This window comes from Bradyrhizobium sp. (assembly GCF_052389815.1).
In the GTDB taxonomy this organism is placed as follows: Bacteria; Pseudomonadota; Alphaproteobacteria; order Rhizobiales; family Xanthobacteraceae; genus Bradyrhizobium.
This window is the reverse complement of sequence record NZ_JBQTHN010000201.1, coordinates 1-14,568: the sequence shown is the minus strand read 5'-3', so window position 1 is coordinate 14,568 and position 14,568 is coordinate 1. Positions and strand designations below refer to the sequence as shown.

Annotated in this window: 11 protein-coding genes; 1 reads left to right on the top strand and 10 read right to left on the bottom strand. The window is 66.4% G+C overall.

The window, feature by feature from the left end; translation table 11 throughout:
- Nucleotides 1-143: 143 nt before the first annotated feature.
- The 8 genes from ACT4OC_RS27990 to ACT4OC_RS27955 all read right to left on the bottom strand — a co-directional run bounded on the left by ACT4OC_RS27990 (nt 144) and on the right by ACT4OC_RS27955 (nt 9,779).
- Nucleotides 144-1,385 (bottom strand): flavin-dependent oxidoreductase, encoded by a 1,242-nt coding sequence (locus ACT4OC_RS27990; RefSeq protein ID WP_444842296.1) that lies wholly within the window; start codon nt 1,383-1,385, stop codon nt 144-146.
- A gap of 235 nt (nt 1,386-1,620) precedes the next feature.
- Nucleotides 1,621-3,975: a bifunctional salicylyl-CoA 5-hydroxylase/oxidoreductase gene (locus ACT4OC_RS27985; protein ID WP_444842295.1), complete on the bottom strand. Its 2,355-nt coding sequence runs from the start codon at nt 3,973-3,975 to the stop codon at nt 1,621-1,623.
- An 85-nt stretch (nt 3,976-4,060) separates the two neighbouring features.
- Nucleotides 4,061-4,897 (bottom strand): enoyl-CoA hydratase family protein, encoded by an 837-nt coding sequence (locus tag ACT4OC_RS27980; protein ID WP_444842294.1) that lies wholly within the window; start codon nt 4,895-4,897, stop codon nt 4,061-4,063.
- Between the two features lie 45 nt (nt 4,898-4,942).
- On the bottom strand, nt 4,943-5,704 hold the full coding sequence (locus ACT4OC_RS27975; protein WP_444842293.1) for an SDR family NAD(P)-dependent oxidoreductase: 762 nt from the start codon (nt 5,702-5,704) through the stop codon (nt 4,943-4,945).
- A gap of 95 nt (nt 5,705-5,799) precedes the next feature.
- Nucleotides 5,800-7,023 carry a threonine ammonia-lyase gene (locus tag ACT4OC_RS27970; RefSeq protein ID WP_444842292.1) on the bottom strand — a complete coding sequence of 408 codons (1,224 nt, stop codon included), beginning with the start codon at nt 7,021-7,023 and terminating at the stop codon, nt 5,800-5,802.
- On the bottom strand, nt 7,020-7,700 hold the full coding sequence (locus ACT4OC_RS27965) for a transglutaminase-like domain-containing protein (RefSeq protein ID WP_444842291.1): 681 nt from the start codon (nt 7,698-7,700) through the stop codon (nt 7,020-7,022). Before ACT4OC_RS27965 ends, ACT4OC_RS27970 begins: the two co-directional genes overlap by 4 nt.
- Nucleotides 7,701-7,815: 115 nt before the next feature.
- Complete coding sequence (locus ACT4OC_RS27960) at nt 7,816-8,670, bottom strand: DUF2066 domain-containing protein (protein WP_444842290.1); 855 nt, start codon at nt 8,668-8,670, stop codon at nt 7,816-7,818.
- Nucleotides 8,671-8,714: 44 nt separating this feature from the next.
- Nucleotides 8,715-9,779 (bottom strand): ketopantoate reductase family protein, encoded by a 1,065-nt coding sequence (locus tag ACT4OC_RS27955; RefSeq protein ID WP_444842289.1) that lies wholly within the window; start codon nt 9,777-9,779, stop codon nt 8,715-8,717.
- Between the two features lie 174 nt (nt 9,780-9,953).
- Between ACT4OC_RS27955 and ACT4OC_RS27950 the strand changes: the two genes are divergently transcribed.
- Nucleotides 9,954-10,517, top strand: a complete 564-nt coding sequence (locus ACT4OC_RS27950; protein ID WP_444842288.1) for a histidine phosphatase family protein — start codon at nt 9,954-9,956, stop codon at nt 10,515-10,517.
- 329 nt (nt 10,518-10,846) lie between these two features.
- Here ACT4OC_RS27950 and ACT4OC_RS27945 read toward each other — a convergent pair whose 3' ends face one another.
- Both ACT4OC_RS27945 and ACT4OC_RS27940 read right to left on the bottom strand, forming a co-directional pair.
- Nucleotides 10,847-13,138: an MHYT domain-containing protein gene (locus ACT4OC_RS27945; protein WP_444842287.1), complete on the bottom strand. Its 2,292-nt coding sequence runs from the start codon at nt 13,136-13,138 to the stop codon at nt 10,847-10,849.
- A gap of 493 nt (nt 13,139-13,631) precedes the next feature.
- Nucleotides 13,632-14,568: reverse transcriptase domain-containing protein (locus ACT4OC_RS27940; protein WP_444842286.1), on the bottom strand; the 937-nt coding region annotated here is incomplete at its 5' end.

Genomic DNA, 14,568 nt, shown 5'->3' with positions numbered 1-14,568 from the left:
CACTGCTTGCGCAATGACGGCAACAGAATATTTTCGGCGCTATGGCGTCGGACTGCGAATGGATTTCTACTGCGTCGATGGCCGATTGAATATTTGCCCAGCCTCTTCCGCTTTGCCCACCCTACAGCGACTGGTCTCGCCCGCTACGACCGCGCCACAACGCGGGCGGCGAAGCCGGCTTTCGCCGCATAGCCGCGCACGATCGCTTCGCGCTGCTCGTAGGGCAGCACGCTGTCGACGTCGCCAAAACCCTGCGGCGCGAGTTGCTCCACCGCATCGATCACGCCTTCCGGGCCGCCGCGGCGGTTGGAGGCGACGATGTCGGCGGTCATCGGCAGGCGCTGCTTCTCGTAGGCCGCCAGCGCTGCACGCGGATGCTCGGCGCGCGAGAGCAGATCGGCGAGGCAGCGCGCATCGAGGATCGCCTGCGAGGCGCCGTTGGAGCCGACCGGATACATCGGGTGCGCGGCGTCCCCAAGCAGCGTGACGCGGCCGCTCGACCAGTACGGCAGGGGATCGCGGTCGCAGCAGGGATATTCCCAGAATTCCGGGGTGGCGCGGATCAGGCCGGCAAAATCGACCTGCGGGATCGAGAAACCCGCGACATGCGGCATCAGCTCCTCGCGGCTGCCGAGACGCGACCAATCCTCGCGGCGCGGCGGCGGCGAGGAGCCGTCGCCGATTTTCACCAGCACCGCCCAGTTGGTGAGGCGCGTCGCCGGGCTCGATCCTTCGGCGATCGGATAGATCACGGCCTTGGCATTGAGGCCGCCGGCGATGATCATCGATTTGCCGGTGAGGAACACCGGCCAGTCGCGCGCGCCGCGCCACAGCATCAGGCCATTCCAGCATGGCGGCCCCTCTTCCGGAAACAGCGTCTCGCGCACCTTGGAGTGGATGCCGTCGGCGCCGATCAGGATGTCGCCGCGCGCGGTGTGCACATGCGCGCCGCTGCGATCGAAGAAATACGCGCTGACGCCCCCTTCGTCCTGGCTGAAGGAGCCGAGCCGGCAGCCGGTGCGGATTTTCTCGGGACCGAGCCGCTCGATCACGGCCTGATGGATCACGCCCTGCAGGCGGCCGCGATGGATGGAGAACTGCGGCACCTCGTGGCCGGCATCGAGGCCGCGCTTCTCATGCCAGACCTGCTGGCCGTGGCGGGTCAGGTAGAACAGCTCGAAGGTCCTGATGGCAGCGGCATCGAGCTTGTCGAGCAGCCCGAGTTGAGCGAGCTCGCGGATGGCATGCGGCAGCGTGTTGATGCCGACGCCGAGCTCGCGGATGGAGTCCGCCTGCTCGTACAATTCGCAATCGATGCCGCGCGCGCGCAGCATCAAGGCCGTGGTGAGACCGCCGATTCCGCCGCCGACGATAATCGCCTTCATCGCCCGTTACTCCACACACTCTTCTTCACCTCTCCCCGCTTGCGGGAGAGGCATAGGCTGCCTTCGGCGGCCGTCCTTGAAGAACGCCGAAGGCGAGCTTCGGCTATGTCGCCCTTGCGATCCGGGTGAGGGGGTACAGGTCTCTCAACAATCATTGCTGGGAGGGAGGCCCCTCACCCCAGCCCTCTCCCCGCAAGAGCGGGGCGAGGGAGCAGAAAGAGGGTGCCACGGTCCGTCACTCCGCCGCAAGCGGCTTGGCCCCTTCCGCCCTGAGCTCGACCCGGGTCTTGGGCTTAGCCTTAACCTTTAGCTCCTCGAAATCCTGCCGGTCCCGCACGCTGTTGCGGAAGATCTGCTCCTTGCCGGGCAGATATTGCGGCGGACAGGCCACATCAACCCCGTACCAGGCCGCAGCCTTGAGGGTGAAGGACGGGTCAACCAGGTGCGGCCGGGCCAGCGCAACGAGGTCGGCGCGGCCGGCGGCCAGGATGGTGTTGACCTGATCGGCGGTCGTGATGTTGCCGACGCACATGGTTGCGACACGCGCCTCGTTGCGAACCTGGTCGGAGAACGGCGTCTGGAACATGCGCCCATAAACCGGCTGTGCGTCGCGCACGGTCTGCCCGGTCGAGACATCCACGAGATCGACGCCGGCCTCGGCAAAGGCGCGCGCTACCATGACCGCATCGTCACCGGTGATGCCGCCCTCGGCCCAGTCGGTAGCGGAAATGCGCACCGACATCGGCTTGTGCGAGGGCCATGCCGCGCGCATGGCTTCGAAGATTTCCAGCGGGAACCGCAGGCGGTTTTGCAGCGAGCCGCCATATTCATCGGTGCGCTGGTTGGTGAGTGGCGAGATGAAACTCGCCAGCAGATAGCCGTGAGCGCAGTGCAGCTCGAGCATGTCAAAGCCGCAGCGCTCGCCGCGCTCGGCAGCCGAAACGAATTCGCCCTTGATACGGTCCATCGCGGTGCGGTCGAGCTCGCGCGGGACCTGGCTGTCGGGGAAATAGGGAATTGGCGACGCCGAGACGACATCCCAACCGCCCTCTTCGAGCGGCCGGTCCATGCCCTCCCACATCAGTTTCGTCGCGCCCTTGCGGCCGGCATGGCCGACCTGCAGGCAAATCTTCGCCGCCGAATTGGTATGGACGAAATCGACGATGCGGCGCCATGCGGCTTCCTGCTCGTCGTTCCACAGACCCGCACAGCCGTGGGTGATGCGCGCCTCGCGCCCGACGCAAACCATCTCGGTGAAGATCAAGCCCGCGCCGCCGATGGCGCGCGAGCCGTAATGCACCAGGTGGAAATCGGTCGGAACGCCTTCCTTCGCGGAGTACATGCACATCGGCGAGACCACGGCGCGGTTGCCAATCGTCATCTCGCGTAAGCGCAGCGGCTGGAACATCGGCACGACAGGCTGGTCGACATCGACATCGAAGCCGCGGGCGCGGACCTGACGTGCGAAGGCCTTGTCCGCCTCCTTGACGAAATCAGGCGCGCGCAGATTTAGATTGTCATAGGTGATCGCCTTCGAGCGCGTCATCACGCCGAAGGCGAACTGCACGGGATCGAACTCCCAGAAACGATCGACATGCTCGAACCAGACCAGCGAGACGTCGGCGGCGTGCTGGGTCTTCTCGACCTCCTCGCGCCTTCCGTGCTCGTAGCGCTCCAGCGCAGCTGATATCGAAGGCGCGCCCTTCATGGCTTCGGCCAGCGCGATCGCATCTTCCATCGCGAGCTTGGTGCCGGAGCCGATCGAGAAATGCGCGGTGGCCTTGGCGTCGCCCAAGAGCACCATGTTGCCCCGGACCCAACGCTTGCTGCGGATCATCGGGAAGTTGCGCCACATCGAACGATTGATGAGGAGCGGATGGCCGTCGAGGAACCATCCGAAGATTTCCGCCATGCGGTCGGCGGATTGCCGCTCATCGAGGCCCTTCAGCCCGGCGCGCACGAAGGTGTCGGGATCGGTCTCGAAAATCCACGTCGAATGGCCCGGCTCATACTGGTAGGCATGCGCGATGAACGGGCCCCACTCGGTCTCCTGGAAGATGAAGGTGAAGGCATCGAGCGGCCTGGTCGAGCCCATCCAGGCGAAATGGTTTGATCGCAGGTCGACCTCGGGCGCAAAGTGCGCGGTGTACTTCTCGCGGAAACGGCTGTTGATGCCGTCGGAGAGGATAACGAGATCGGCGGTAGCGATGCGCGGATCGCTGTCGTCGGCAATCTCGGTCTCGAAATGAAGCGCCACGCCGAGCTCGCGCGCCCGCTCCTGCAGCAGCATCAGCAGCGTGCGCCGCGAGCAGCCGCAAAAACCGTTGCCGCCGACGCGATGCACCGTGCCGCGGAAGTGCACGGCGATGTCGTCCCAATAGGCGAATTCCTGGGTGATCCGCCGATAGCTCGGCGGATCGTACGCTTCGAAATTGTCGAGCGTGGCGTCGGAGAACACCACGCCGAAGCCGAAGGTATCGTCGGGCCGGTTACGCTCATAGACGGCGATCTCGGCATCCGGCCGCTGCTTCCTGAGCAGGATCGCCGCGTAGAGACCGGCCGGGCCGCCGCCGATAATCGCGATCTTCATGAAGGCCTCCGCAAGTCGGGTTGCTTACCGGATCACGGGAAATACTTTAAGCTTAAAATAATTTCCCGGCAAGCCCCTTCTGGCGCTAGTTCCCCTGGAATACCGGCTTGACCTTGTTGGCAAAAGCCTCGAAGGCGCGGCCGAAATCGGCCGTGGTCATGCACAGCGCCTGCGCCACCGCCTCGGCCTCGATCGCCTCCTCGACCGACATTGCCCACTCCATGGCCAGCATCCGCTTGGTCATGGTGTTGGCAAAGGTCGGACCTTCCGCGATCTGGCGGGCGAGCAGCTGCGCCTGCGGCAGGACATGCTCCGGCGTGACGATGCGGCTGAAGAAGCCCCAGCGCTCGCCCTCCTCCGCGGTCATGAAGCGGCCGGTATAGAGTAGCTCGGAGGCGCGCGACTGGCCGATGATGCGCGGCAGGATCGCGCAGGCCCCCATGTCGCAGCCGGCGAGGCCCACCTTGTTGAACAGGAAGGCGACCTTGGCGCCTGAAGCGGCATACCTGATGTCGGAGGCCATGGCGACGATCGCACCGGCGCCGGCGCAGATGCCTTCGACGGCCGCGACGATCGGCTGCGGGCAGGCGCGCATCGCCTTGACGAGGTCGCCGGTCATCCGGGTGAAGGCAGTGAGGCCCTTGGTGTCCATCTTGATCAGGGGACCGATGATCTCGAACACGTCGCCGCCGGAGGAGAAATTGCCGCCGGCGCCGGTGACGATGATCACCTTGATCTGGTCGTCGAAGGCGCTGGCGCGGAAGAAATCGGTCAGCTCGCGGTAGCTCTCGAATGTCAGCGGATTCTTGCGCTCCGGCCGGTTCAGCGTCACCGTCGCGACGCCGTCCACCACGGCCAGCAGGAAATGCTTCGGCGAATAATCGGCGAGCGGCACCGTCACGGGGTTGGCTGGTCGGCTCATGGAAACTCCCTGTTGTCTTTGGGCGGTCGTCCGCCGCCTTCGATGCTAGATCTCGCCGCCGGCGACCGCGATGGCCTGGCCGGTGACGGCGCCGGCGCCCTCGCCGCACAGCCAAACCACGGTGTCGGCGACTTCCCTTGGCGTCACCAGGCGGCCTTGCGGATTGTGTTTTGCGAGCTCGGCCGCCGCCTGCTCGCGGCTGCGGCCGGTCTTCTTCATGATGGTGTCAATGCTGCCGGCGACGAGGTCGGTTTCCGTGAAGCCCGGGCATACGGCGTTGACCGTGACCGGCGTCGCCGCAAGCTCCAGCGCCAGCGAGCGGACGAGGCCGACGACGGCATGCTTGGCCGCCACATAGGCGCTGACATAGGCATAGCCCTTCAGTCCCGCGGTGGAGGCGACTGCAACGATTCGGCCGTAGGGGCGCGTTCGCATCGACGGCAGCGCGGCCTGGATCGAATGCACCACGCCCATGAAATTGACGTCCATCATGCGCGCGAACAGCGCCGCGTCGGATTTGGCAAACGGCGCGGATTCGGCAGCGCCGGCATTGGCGACGAGAATGTCGATCGGTTGCCGTTCCGCCGCGCGCGCAATCGCCGCCTTGATGGCGGCTTCATTCGCGACATCGGCGACATCGGCAAAATGCGCGTCCCCCGCGGCAACCGCTTCATCGAGCGGCGCGCGCTGGCGGCCCAGCACCGTGACGGTCATCCCCCGCTTCGCGAGCGCGGCGGCAATGGCGCGGCCGATGCCGCGGCCACCGCCGGTCACCAGCGCGTGCGGAGCGTGCGGCGTTGCGGGCATGCGCGGTTCTCCCCGGAGAATTGGTCGGCGGTGGGCAATATATTTTAAACTTAAAGCTTTTGCAAATCCGGCCGCGAAAGTCGGGAAACCCGCCGCTATGCCCGCAGATTGAAGCCGGCGGCGGTCAGCCGCGCGACGACGTCTTCGAGGTGCGACCGATCGCGCGTTTCGATCACGATCTGCAGCAGGGCCGCCTTGGCCGGCAGGTCGGAGAAGGTCCGCTGATGCGAGACCTCGATGATGTTGGCGCCGGCTTCTCCGAGCAGGTTCGATACCAGCGCCAGCTGCCCGGGACGATCGACGATGTCGATCACGAGCTGGGTCAACCGTCCCTCGCGGGCGAGCTCGCGGCTCAGCACGGATGCCAGCAGGCGGGTGTCGATGTTGCCGCCGGTCAGCACGAGCCCGACATTCGTTCCGGCGAACCGCCCGGGAGCAGCCATGACGGCCGCAAGACCGGCCGCGCCCGCGCCTTCCGCCACCGTCTTCTCGATGTTGATCAGCGTCGACACCGCGCGCTCCATCTCGTCGTCGCTGACGAGCACGATGTCGTCGACGAGCTGGCGGATGATCCCGGTGGTGATCTGGCCCGGCGCCTTGACCGCGATGCCTTCGGCCAGGGTGTCGCCGCGCATCGGCAGCTGCTCGCCCTTGACTGCGTTGTACATCGATGGATAGAGCCGGGCCTGAACGCCGATGATGCGGATGTCGGGCTTGACGGACCTCGCGGCGATCGCGATGCCGGAGATCAGGCCGCCGCCGCCGATCGGGATGACCAGCGTCTGCAGCTCGGGGGCCGCCTGCAGCATCTCGAACGCGATGGTGCCTTGGCCAGCGATGATCAGGCGATCGTCGTAGGGATGGATCAGCGTCAATCCATGGGCTCTGGCATGCTCGCGGGCAAATGCGCCGGCCTCCTCCAGCGTCTGCCCCGTGATGATGACTTTGGCGCCGTGGCGCCTGGTGTTCTCGACCTTCACCATCGGCGTGCCCACGGGCATGACGATGCTGGCGGGGATACCGAGCCGCCTGGCATGGTAGGCGACGCCGAGCGCATGATTGCCGGCGGACATCGCAATCACTCCACGCGCCCGCTCGGCGGCCGGCAGCGCGCTGAGGCGGTTGAGGGCGCCCCTCTCCTTGAAGCTCGACGTGAACTGGTGGTTCTCGAACTTGAGCCAGAGGTTGCAGCCGCAGATCTCGCTCAGCGTTCTGCTGCGATTGCACGGCGTGACGACTACAGAACCATGGAGCGTGGCTGCTGCGGCCTCGATGTCGGCAGGCGAGATCGCGGTCTCCTTTGCCGCAGCGCGCCTCATCCCTCCGCCGCTTCCTTCTCCATGTCGCGGCCGGAGAGATCCTCGCCCTGCATGTCGGCGTAGTCGCGCGCCATCTCCCGCATCAGGAATTTGGCGGGAACGTCATGATAACTGCCGCGGTCGTTGACGTATTGCATGTAGACCCGCCCCGCCCCGTCGAAAGGATGCAGCAGCGCATCGCCATGGCCGTCGAAATCGAGCGGCTTGACCCCGACTTTCTCGCACAGCGTGGCGTTGAAGGTGGGCGTGGCCTTGCGCCAGGCGCCGTCGACATAGACCTCGGTGAAGCCGTGCCAGGTGAAGATGTCCGTGCCCATGCTGGCACGCAGCTTCTCCGTGGTAAGATGGTTCTTCACGTCGGCAAAGCCGACGCGGGCCGGGATGCCGTGGACGCGGCAGGCGGCGGCATAGAGCGCGGCCTTGCCGACGCAATAGCCGACGCCGGCCGCCAGCACGCTGGAGGCGCGGAAGGTCTCGGCGTTGCGCATATCGACGTAGGGATTGTAGCGGATGCCGTCGCGCACGGCCGTGTAGAGCAGGCTCGCCTTCTCGCGGTCGCTGGCGCCGGCCGGCACGGCCGCCCTGGCGAACTGCCGGACGGCGGGGTGGTCGCTGTCGATGTACTCGCCGGGATCGGCGTAGAGCCGGCGGATGGGGTCGGGAAGAATTTCGCTCATGCTACAGCATAGCAAGCCGCGCGCCTGGTTCAATTCGGTAATTGGGGCTTCTTCTTGACTGGCATCAAGGCGATCTGAAGCGCTTCTGCATTCAATGGCACCGCGGCAAGGTGCGTCATGGCTGCCCGGCGATGATCTGCGCGGCGGCGCCGATGCCCTGCCGGAAAGCTTCGTCGAACGTGACGGCCGCCGCCTGCCAGCGCTGCGACCTGCCCTGCCAGTCGATCTGCCAGTCTGCGATCCAGCGCAGCTCCCGATCGTCCCAGACGAGGCGCGCGACCAGCACGGCTTCTGCGCCGTGCGCGGCTGCGACCTCAACCAGCCGTGCGGGCGCGACGCCTGCAAGCGACCGATCGCCGGCGCCGACGGCGGCGAGCTCGGCGGCATCGGGCAGCACGATTTGCATTCCCCGTTTGGCGCCGGCTGCGAGAAGCGCTGCGCGCAGCAGATCGGCTTCCTTGCCGTCGGCCGTCACCACCACACGTCTGGGGGCGAGCGGCTGCATCTCGACAAAGACGCCGAGCACCGGGCGTCGCGAAAGCCAGGGCTTGGCACCGAGCTCGTCGAGAATGCCGTTGACGGCCGTCTCGTCGAACTCGGTCGTCAGAACAAAGGAGCGGTCGCGCGTGCCCTGCTCGTCGTTCTTCGGCTTGCCGCCCTTTTCGTCGCGATAGGAGAAATCACGCACCAGCTTCGCCGCATCGGCCTTGTACGGGCCGAGCCTTGGATCGCCGGCGAGCCGCAGCTGGCCCGACACCTTGATGAGGACGTCTTCCAGGCACGCGGCGAAGCCGATGATGCGATTGGCCTCGCCCGTTCCGGTCACGATCGTCCGCGCGCGGTAGAGCTCGGCGACCGGCGTGCTCGCCGGCTTGTCGACGCTTTGGGCGATGACCGGCGCGGTGGCGAGCAGCGTCGCTATCGCGAATGCCGCGGCGGAGATTGGTTTACGCGATGCTGCGCGCCTCAACAGTTAAGTCCTGTGGTTATGGAGCCCGTGCGCCGGGGCGACGGCTAGGCCGCCCCCGATCCGCCCGCGACGATCTTCTCGTTCAGCTTCTGGTCGACCACCTCGACGGTGCGGTCGATCTCGGCATTGGGCACGCCGAGCTGGTGCGAGATCAGCTTGACCAGCAGGTCGACCCGCTCGATGAAGGGGGCGCCGGCGGCGACCGCGCGCGCGGCCGACGAGGGTTTCAGCAGGCTCTCCGCCGCCTTGGCGTATTTGGCGAACGGCACCTGGTCGGCGGGATCGGCGCCGAGCTTGCGGGCGAGGCCATCGACATGGTCGTAGATCGCCTGCGAGCGCGTGATGTCGCCGTGCACGGCATCGCGGATCGACTGCGGCTCGTGCGGGGTGATGCAGCGGTAATTGCCGGTCAGCAGCATCGACCATTTCGCCAGCGGCACGAACAGCGACGAGAACACCTTCAGCTTCACCGGGACGTCCTTGCCGTCGAGCGTGACCGCGTCGATGTCGGCTTCGAGCTCGCGCAGCAGCGCGTTGTGCGCCTCGTCCTCGAAGCAGGCGGACTTGAAATTGGTGGGCAGCCCGACATGCAGAACGTTCGCGGCTTCCTCCGGCGGCCGGAAGGCCTGCGGATCGGGCGAGCACAGCGTGACCAGGCCGGGCTTGAAGCGCTCCCACACCGAGGCGTTGGTGTAGGCTTCCTCCAGATCCATGCCCGCCAGCGCCGGGATGCGCTTCAAATACGGCAGCGGCGGCATGTTCATGATGGAGAGGCACGGTAGCCCAGCGGCGGCGATCTTAACCATCAGCACGCGGACGGTGTGGTTGGTGTATTGCGGCTCCTGCATCGCGAGCGCCACGAGATCGTAGCGCGAAAGGTCGACCGATTGCGGCTCGGCGGCGTCGAGCTTGCCGGGCAGGTCGCGCGAGAAGATGGCGCGGTGCACGGCCTCGTCGCGCAGCTTGATGCGCACCTCGGTGCCGTCGCGGTTGATCAGCTCGGCCGTCTTCTTGCGGCAGACCAGGGTCACGTTGTGACCGGCCATCAGGAGCTTGGTCCCCAGCAGGGAGCCGTAGGAGGCTCCCAGGATCAGAATATTGCGCGCCATGCGTCCTCAACTTTCAATGCGTCCCGCCCCTGCGGGCGGGCGTGTCTAACGCATGTCGGCTGGCATGACAATCGCTGGTATACCAGGAACGAAAGGTTCGGCGTCGCGGGCGATAACCGACAAATGAAAGCGATTTCCTTGTTGGATATCCTATAGTTACGCAGGAGTTTTGGCATGCGCCGCATCCGCTTCGCCGTCGCAATCCTGCTTGGCCTCGTCACCGTCCTCGACGTCGCCCGCGCCGACGAAGCCGCGGCATGGGCGGCGCTGCGCGCCGGCCGGCACGTTGCCCTGATGCGCCATGCCGACGCGCCGGGCGGCACCGGCGATCCGCCCGGGTTTCGGGTCGACGACTGCGCCACCCAGCGCAACCTCAGCGACAAGGGACGCGCCGACGCCGCGCGGATCGGCGCGCGGCTGAAGTCCGAAGGCATCGCGATCGAGAAAATCCTTGCTTCGCCGTGGTGCCGCTGCATGGAGACCGCAACGCTGCTGAAGCTCGGCGCCGTCGAGGCGGCGCCGACCTTCTCCAATGTGGTGGTGCTGCGCGAGCAGACGAAACAGCTTACCGCGGGCGCCGGCGCCATCATCGACGGCTGGCACGGCAGCGGGATCCTGCTCGTCGTGACGCACGGCGCCAACATCTTTGCGCTGACCGGCATCCAGCCTTCAAGCGGCGAGATCGTCGTGGTGCGCAACGGCGGCCGCGAACCTGTCGGCCGTCTGCGGCTGGATTGACGGAGCGAGGCACACGGCGGCGGCATGGGAAGTCCACCTCTCCCCGCCCTTTTGCGGGGAGAGGTCGACGCCGAAGCCAACGGGTCGGCGCGAAGCGCCGCCCGATGATAAACTCCGCGAAGGCGGCGGGTGAGGGGCGGGCCGAGAAGCTTGTCGCATAACGGCACGCGCCGAATCCTCAGGCCGTACAGGCCGGACGGACTGTTGCTGTGGAGATAGCGTGCCCGGCCCCTCACCCGGATCGCATCTGCGATGCGATCCGACCTCTCCCAGCGAAAGGGCGGGGAGAGGTGAATCAAAGCCGAAGGACCAATGCAAGCCATCACGTCCTAGGCCCGCTTCGGGTGCAGGGTCACGACCGCGCGCGCGGCGGCTTGCTCGCGCATGGCGTCTTCCAGCACGGCGGCGAGCGCGGCCTGGTCGAACGGCTTGGACAGGCGCAGCAGCGGGCGGGCGGCGGCGGGGAGCTCGGCATAGCCGGTGCAGAGCACCACGGGCATGCCGGGGCGCTCGGCGGCGACGGCCTCCGCAAGCTGCAGGCCGTTCATGCCGGGCATGGCGTAATCGGTGATGACGACGTCGAGTTTCGGCATGCGGTTCAGCAGCTGCACGGCCTCTTCGCCGGAGCGCGCCTCGATCACGGCATGGCCGAGATCGTCGAGCATGGCCGCGATGTTGTCGAGCACCAGCAAATCGTCGTCGACCAGCAGCACCGAGAGCGGCCGGGCGCTGCGCACCGCCGCGCGCGAGGGCGCCGCCGCGGGCGCGGCGGGCTGATCGGCCCGCGTGGCCGGCAGCCAGATCTCCGCGGTGGTGCCCTCCCCGACCCGGCTCTTCAAGAGCAGCACGCCGCCGGACTGCTCGGCGAGGCCTTTGACCATGGACAGGCCCAAACCAGTTCCCTTGCCGACGCCTTTGGTGGTGAAGAACGGCTCCTGGGCGTGGCGCAGCGTCTCCTCGTCCATGCCGCTGCCGGTGTCGCTGACCGACAGCGCGACGTAGCGGCCGGGCGCAAGGCCCTCGGCGGCGTTTTCCTCGCGCGCGGCGATGGCGATGACGCCCTCGCCCGAGCCGATCGCATCGCGCGCATTGACGGCGAGGTTGAGGACCGCAAGCTCGAGCTGGTTGGCATCGACCTTGACCCGCGCCAGCTCGATCGGGAAATGCGTCTCGACGCGAATGCCCGGATCGAGCTTGAGCAGCGCGGCCATGCCGCGCACCAGCTCGGGCACGTCGACCACCACGGGCTTCAGATCCTGCTTGCGCGCAAAGGCGAGCATGCGCTGGGTGAGCGAGGCGCCGCGCGCGGCGCCCTGGATCGCGTTGTCGAGCAGGCGGTGGATCTTGGGGTCCTCCGAGGCCAGGCGCTTCTTGGCGAGCTCGAGGCTGCCGAGGATCACGGCGAGCAGGTTGTTGAAGTCGTGGGCGACGCCGCCGGTGAGCTGGCCGATGGTCTTCATCTTCTGCGACATGGCGAGCGCATCGCGGGTGCGCTCCAGCGTTTCCTGGGCGCGGCGGCGCTCGGTGACGTCGCGGACGATGGAGGCGAAGCCGATCGCCTCGAAGCGCTCGTTCTTGACCACGCGGATGGTGGCCTCGGCGAAAAAGCGGCTGCCGTCCTTGCGGAGGCGAAAGCCTTCGCCGGCGGATTTGCCCTCGCGCCGCGCCTGCTGCAGCATGGCATCGGGCACCCCCAGCGCGCGGTCCTCCTCGGTGTGGAGGATGGCGTAATGCGTGCCGACGATCTCCTCGCCGTAGCCGATCAGCCTGATAGCGCCGAGATTCCAGTTGGCGATGCGCCCTTCGGCATCCAGCATGAAGATGGCGTGATCGGCGACGCCTTCGACCAGGAGGCGGAACTTCTCCTCGCTGCGCCGCAGCGCCTCGGCCTCGCGCCCGGCGCGCTCGGCGAAGGCGCGGTCGTAGACGGCGGCGGCGAGGCCAAGGACCAGCACGCCGATGGTGATGCCGGCGACGAGGAAGGCGAGCGGCTGCTGGCCCACCGCACCACCGGGCGCGCCGAGCACGAATTCCCAGGGCAGGAAGTTGGAGCCTTGCATGGCGGCGTAATGCATGCCCGAGATCGCCGCACCCATCACCATGCCGGCGGCGGCGCGCTGCAATACGCTGGTGGTATGGAAGGCGAGCCGTAGTGCGACGATGGAGGCGCCGATGGCGATCGCAATGGAGGCCGCGACCCAAAAGCTGTCGTAACGGATGGTGGCGGCCATCCGCATCGCGGCCATGCCGGTGTAGTGCATGCCCGAGATGGCAAGGCCCATGCCGACGCCGGAGACGATCAGCGCCTGCGGCCGCTGGCTGACGACGACGAAGGCGGCGGCCGCAACCAGGATGGGGATCGCGAGCGAGAGCAGCGTCAGCAGCGGATCGTAGGAGATGGCGATGCCGGGCAGGCTGAAGGCCAGCATGGCGACGAAATGCATCGACCAGATGCCGCCGCCCATGGCGACCGCAGCTGCGCCCAGCCAGCCGAGGCTGGCGGGACCGGAGGCTGCGCGCATGCGAGTGGCGAGATCGAGGGCCGTGTAGGAGGCGAGCGCTGCGATCAGGATCGACAGCGCGACGAGAACGGGATCGTGGGAACCGGGATGATGATGCATTCCGCCGAAATCGCACCGCTTTGGGCCGCGCCCGATTTTCCCGCCAGCATAAAGGCGCCGGTGTGGCGGCGGCAGGCGGCAATGCAATTTTGGGTTAAGGGATGCAAAATGGATACGCAGGGAACTCGCGCTGGAAGACAGCAGGTTCCGTTCCCGCGGCGCGCAATGGTCCGGGTTTTGGCGGATCGGTCGCCCTCTTCTGATCGAGGGCGCAGGGAAAGCCAGGCGCTGGCTGCGCCCGCATCGCCGTGTGCAACGGGTAGTCAAGAACGCACACGGGTTTGACAGGTACAGCCGAGGCAACCCGGCTTTCCCCGCGCAATGTTTGACGGCAGAGTAGGAGTGTGGCGCAGTGGACGTTAGGCTCGGCGTATCTGTTTTCCGCCCCTTTCGTCTGGCGGTGCCTGAGCAGCCGAGCCGTGATCCCTGTTTCCACACCCCCCTCATCGAACCGGACTGGCGCGTTTGGCGCATCCGGCTCCCGGACAAGCGCTCATGCCTTCGCCCACGGCAGGTTACGCGTCAGCCCCGGCAGCCGAACCAGTCTCAGGGTCTCGTAGAGGTGCTGGTTGGGGAAGCGATTGTACCCTTGGCTTTGGACCCGGTGCTTTCTGCATAACCACTTGCGCAGCCGATAGTTGGTATGGGCATCGACCACCCGATAGGCCTTAGAGACCGGCCCGAGGTGGAAGTAGTTCGCCCATCCGGTGAGTTTGAGATTGAGTTGCTTCACCAGTTTCTCGGCCGATAGCGTCGTCGTGTGCTGGCCCGTCGCATCCCGGACCGCATCGCAGATTCGCTTGATGCTCTTCTTTGATGGCCACGAGTTGAGATGGGCCTTCCCGGTCTTGCGGGAGTAACACCGCCCGAACGTGTAACCCAGGAAGTCGAAGCTTTCTTCCGGCACGCGGCAGATACGGGTCTTGTCTTCGTTGACCTCCAGTTGCAGTTTCTTGATCGCCTCTCGCAGCGTCTGCATGGCGATGTCGGCCGTACCCTTGCAGCAGATCACCAGGTCGTCGGCGTAGTTGACGATGACGGCTCTCAGCCGCCTCTCGGTACCTGATAGTTTCCACCACACCACCAGCCGTCGCATATACAGGTTCGACAGCAGCGGGGAGATCGGGGAGCCCTGCGGAATGCCGCGGTGCTGGTCCCGATTGCGCGTGGTTCGACGCTTGCGCCCGCGATCGTCCGTCTCTTCCACCGGCGCTTCGATCCACTCCTTGATCAGGTGCAGGATCTGGCGGTCGGAGATCCGGCGCGCCACCGATTTCATCAGTGGTCCGTGCGGTATCTCATCGAAGTAGCCACGCAGATCGGCGTCGACCACGGCCGTGTGCCCGAAAGTGATCAGGCGGTTAACGGCCTCGACCGCATCCAGCGCATTCTTGCCGGCGCGGTACGCGTATTGTTCAGGCTGCAGGTCG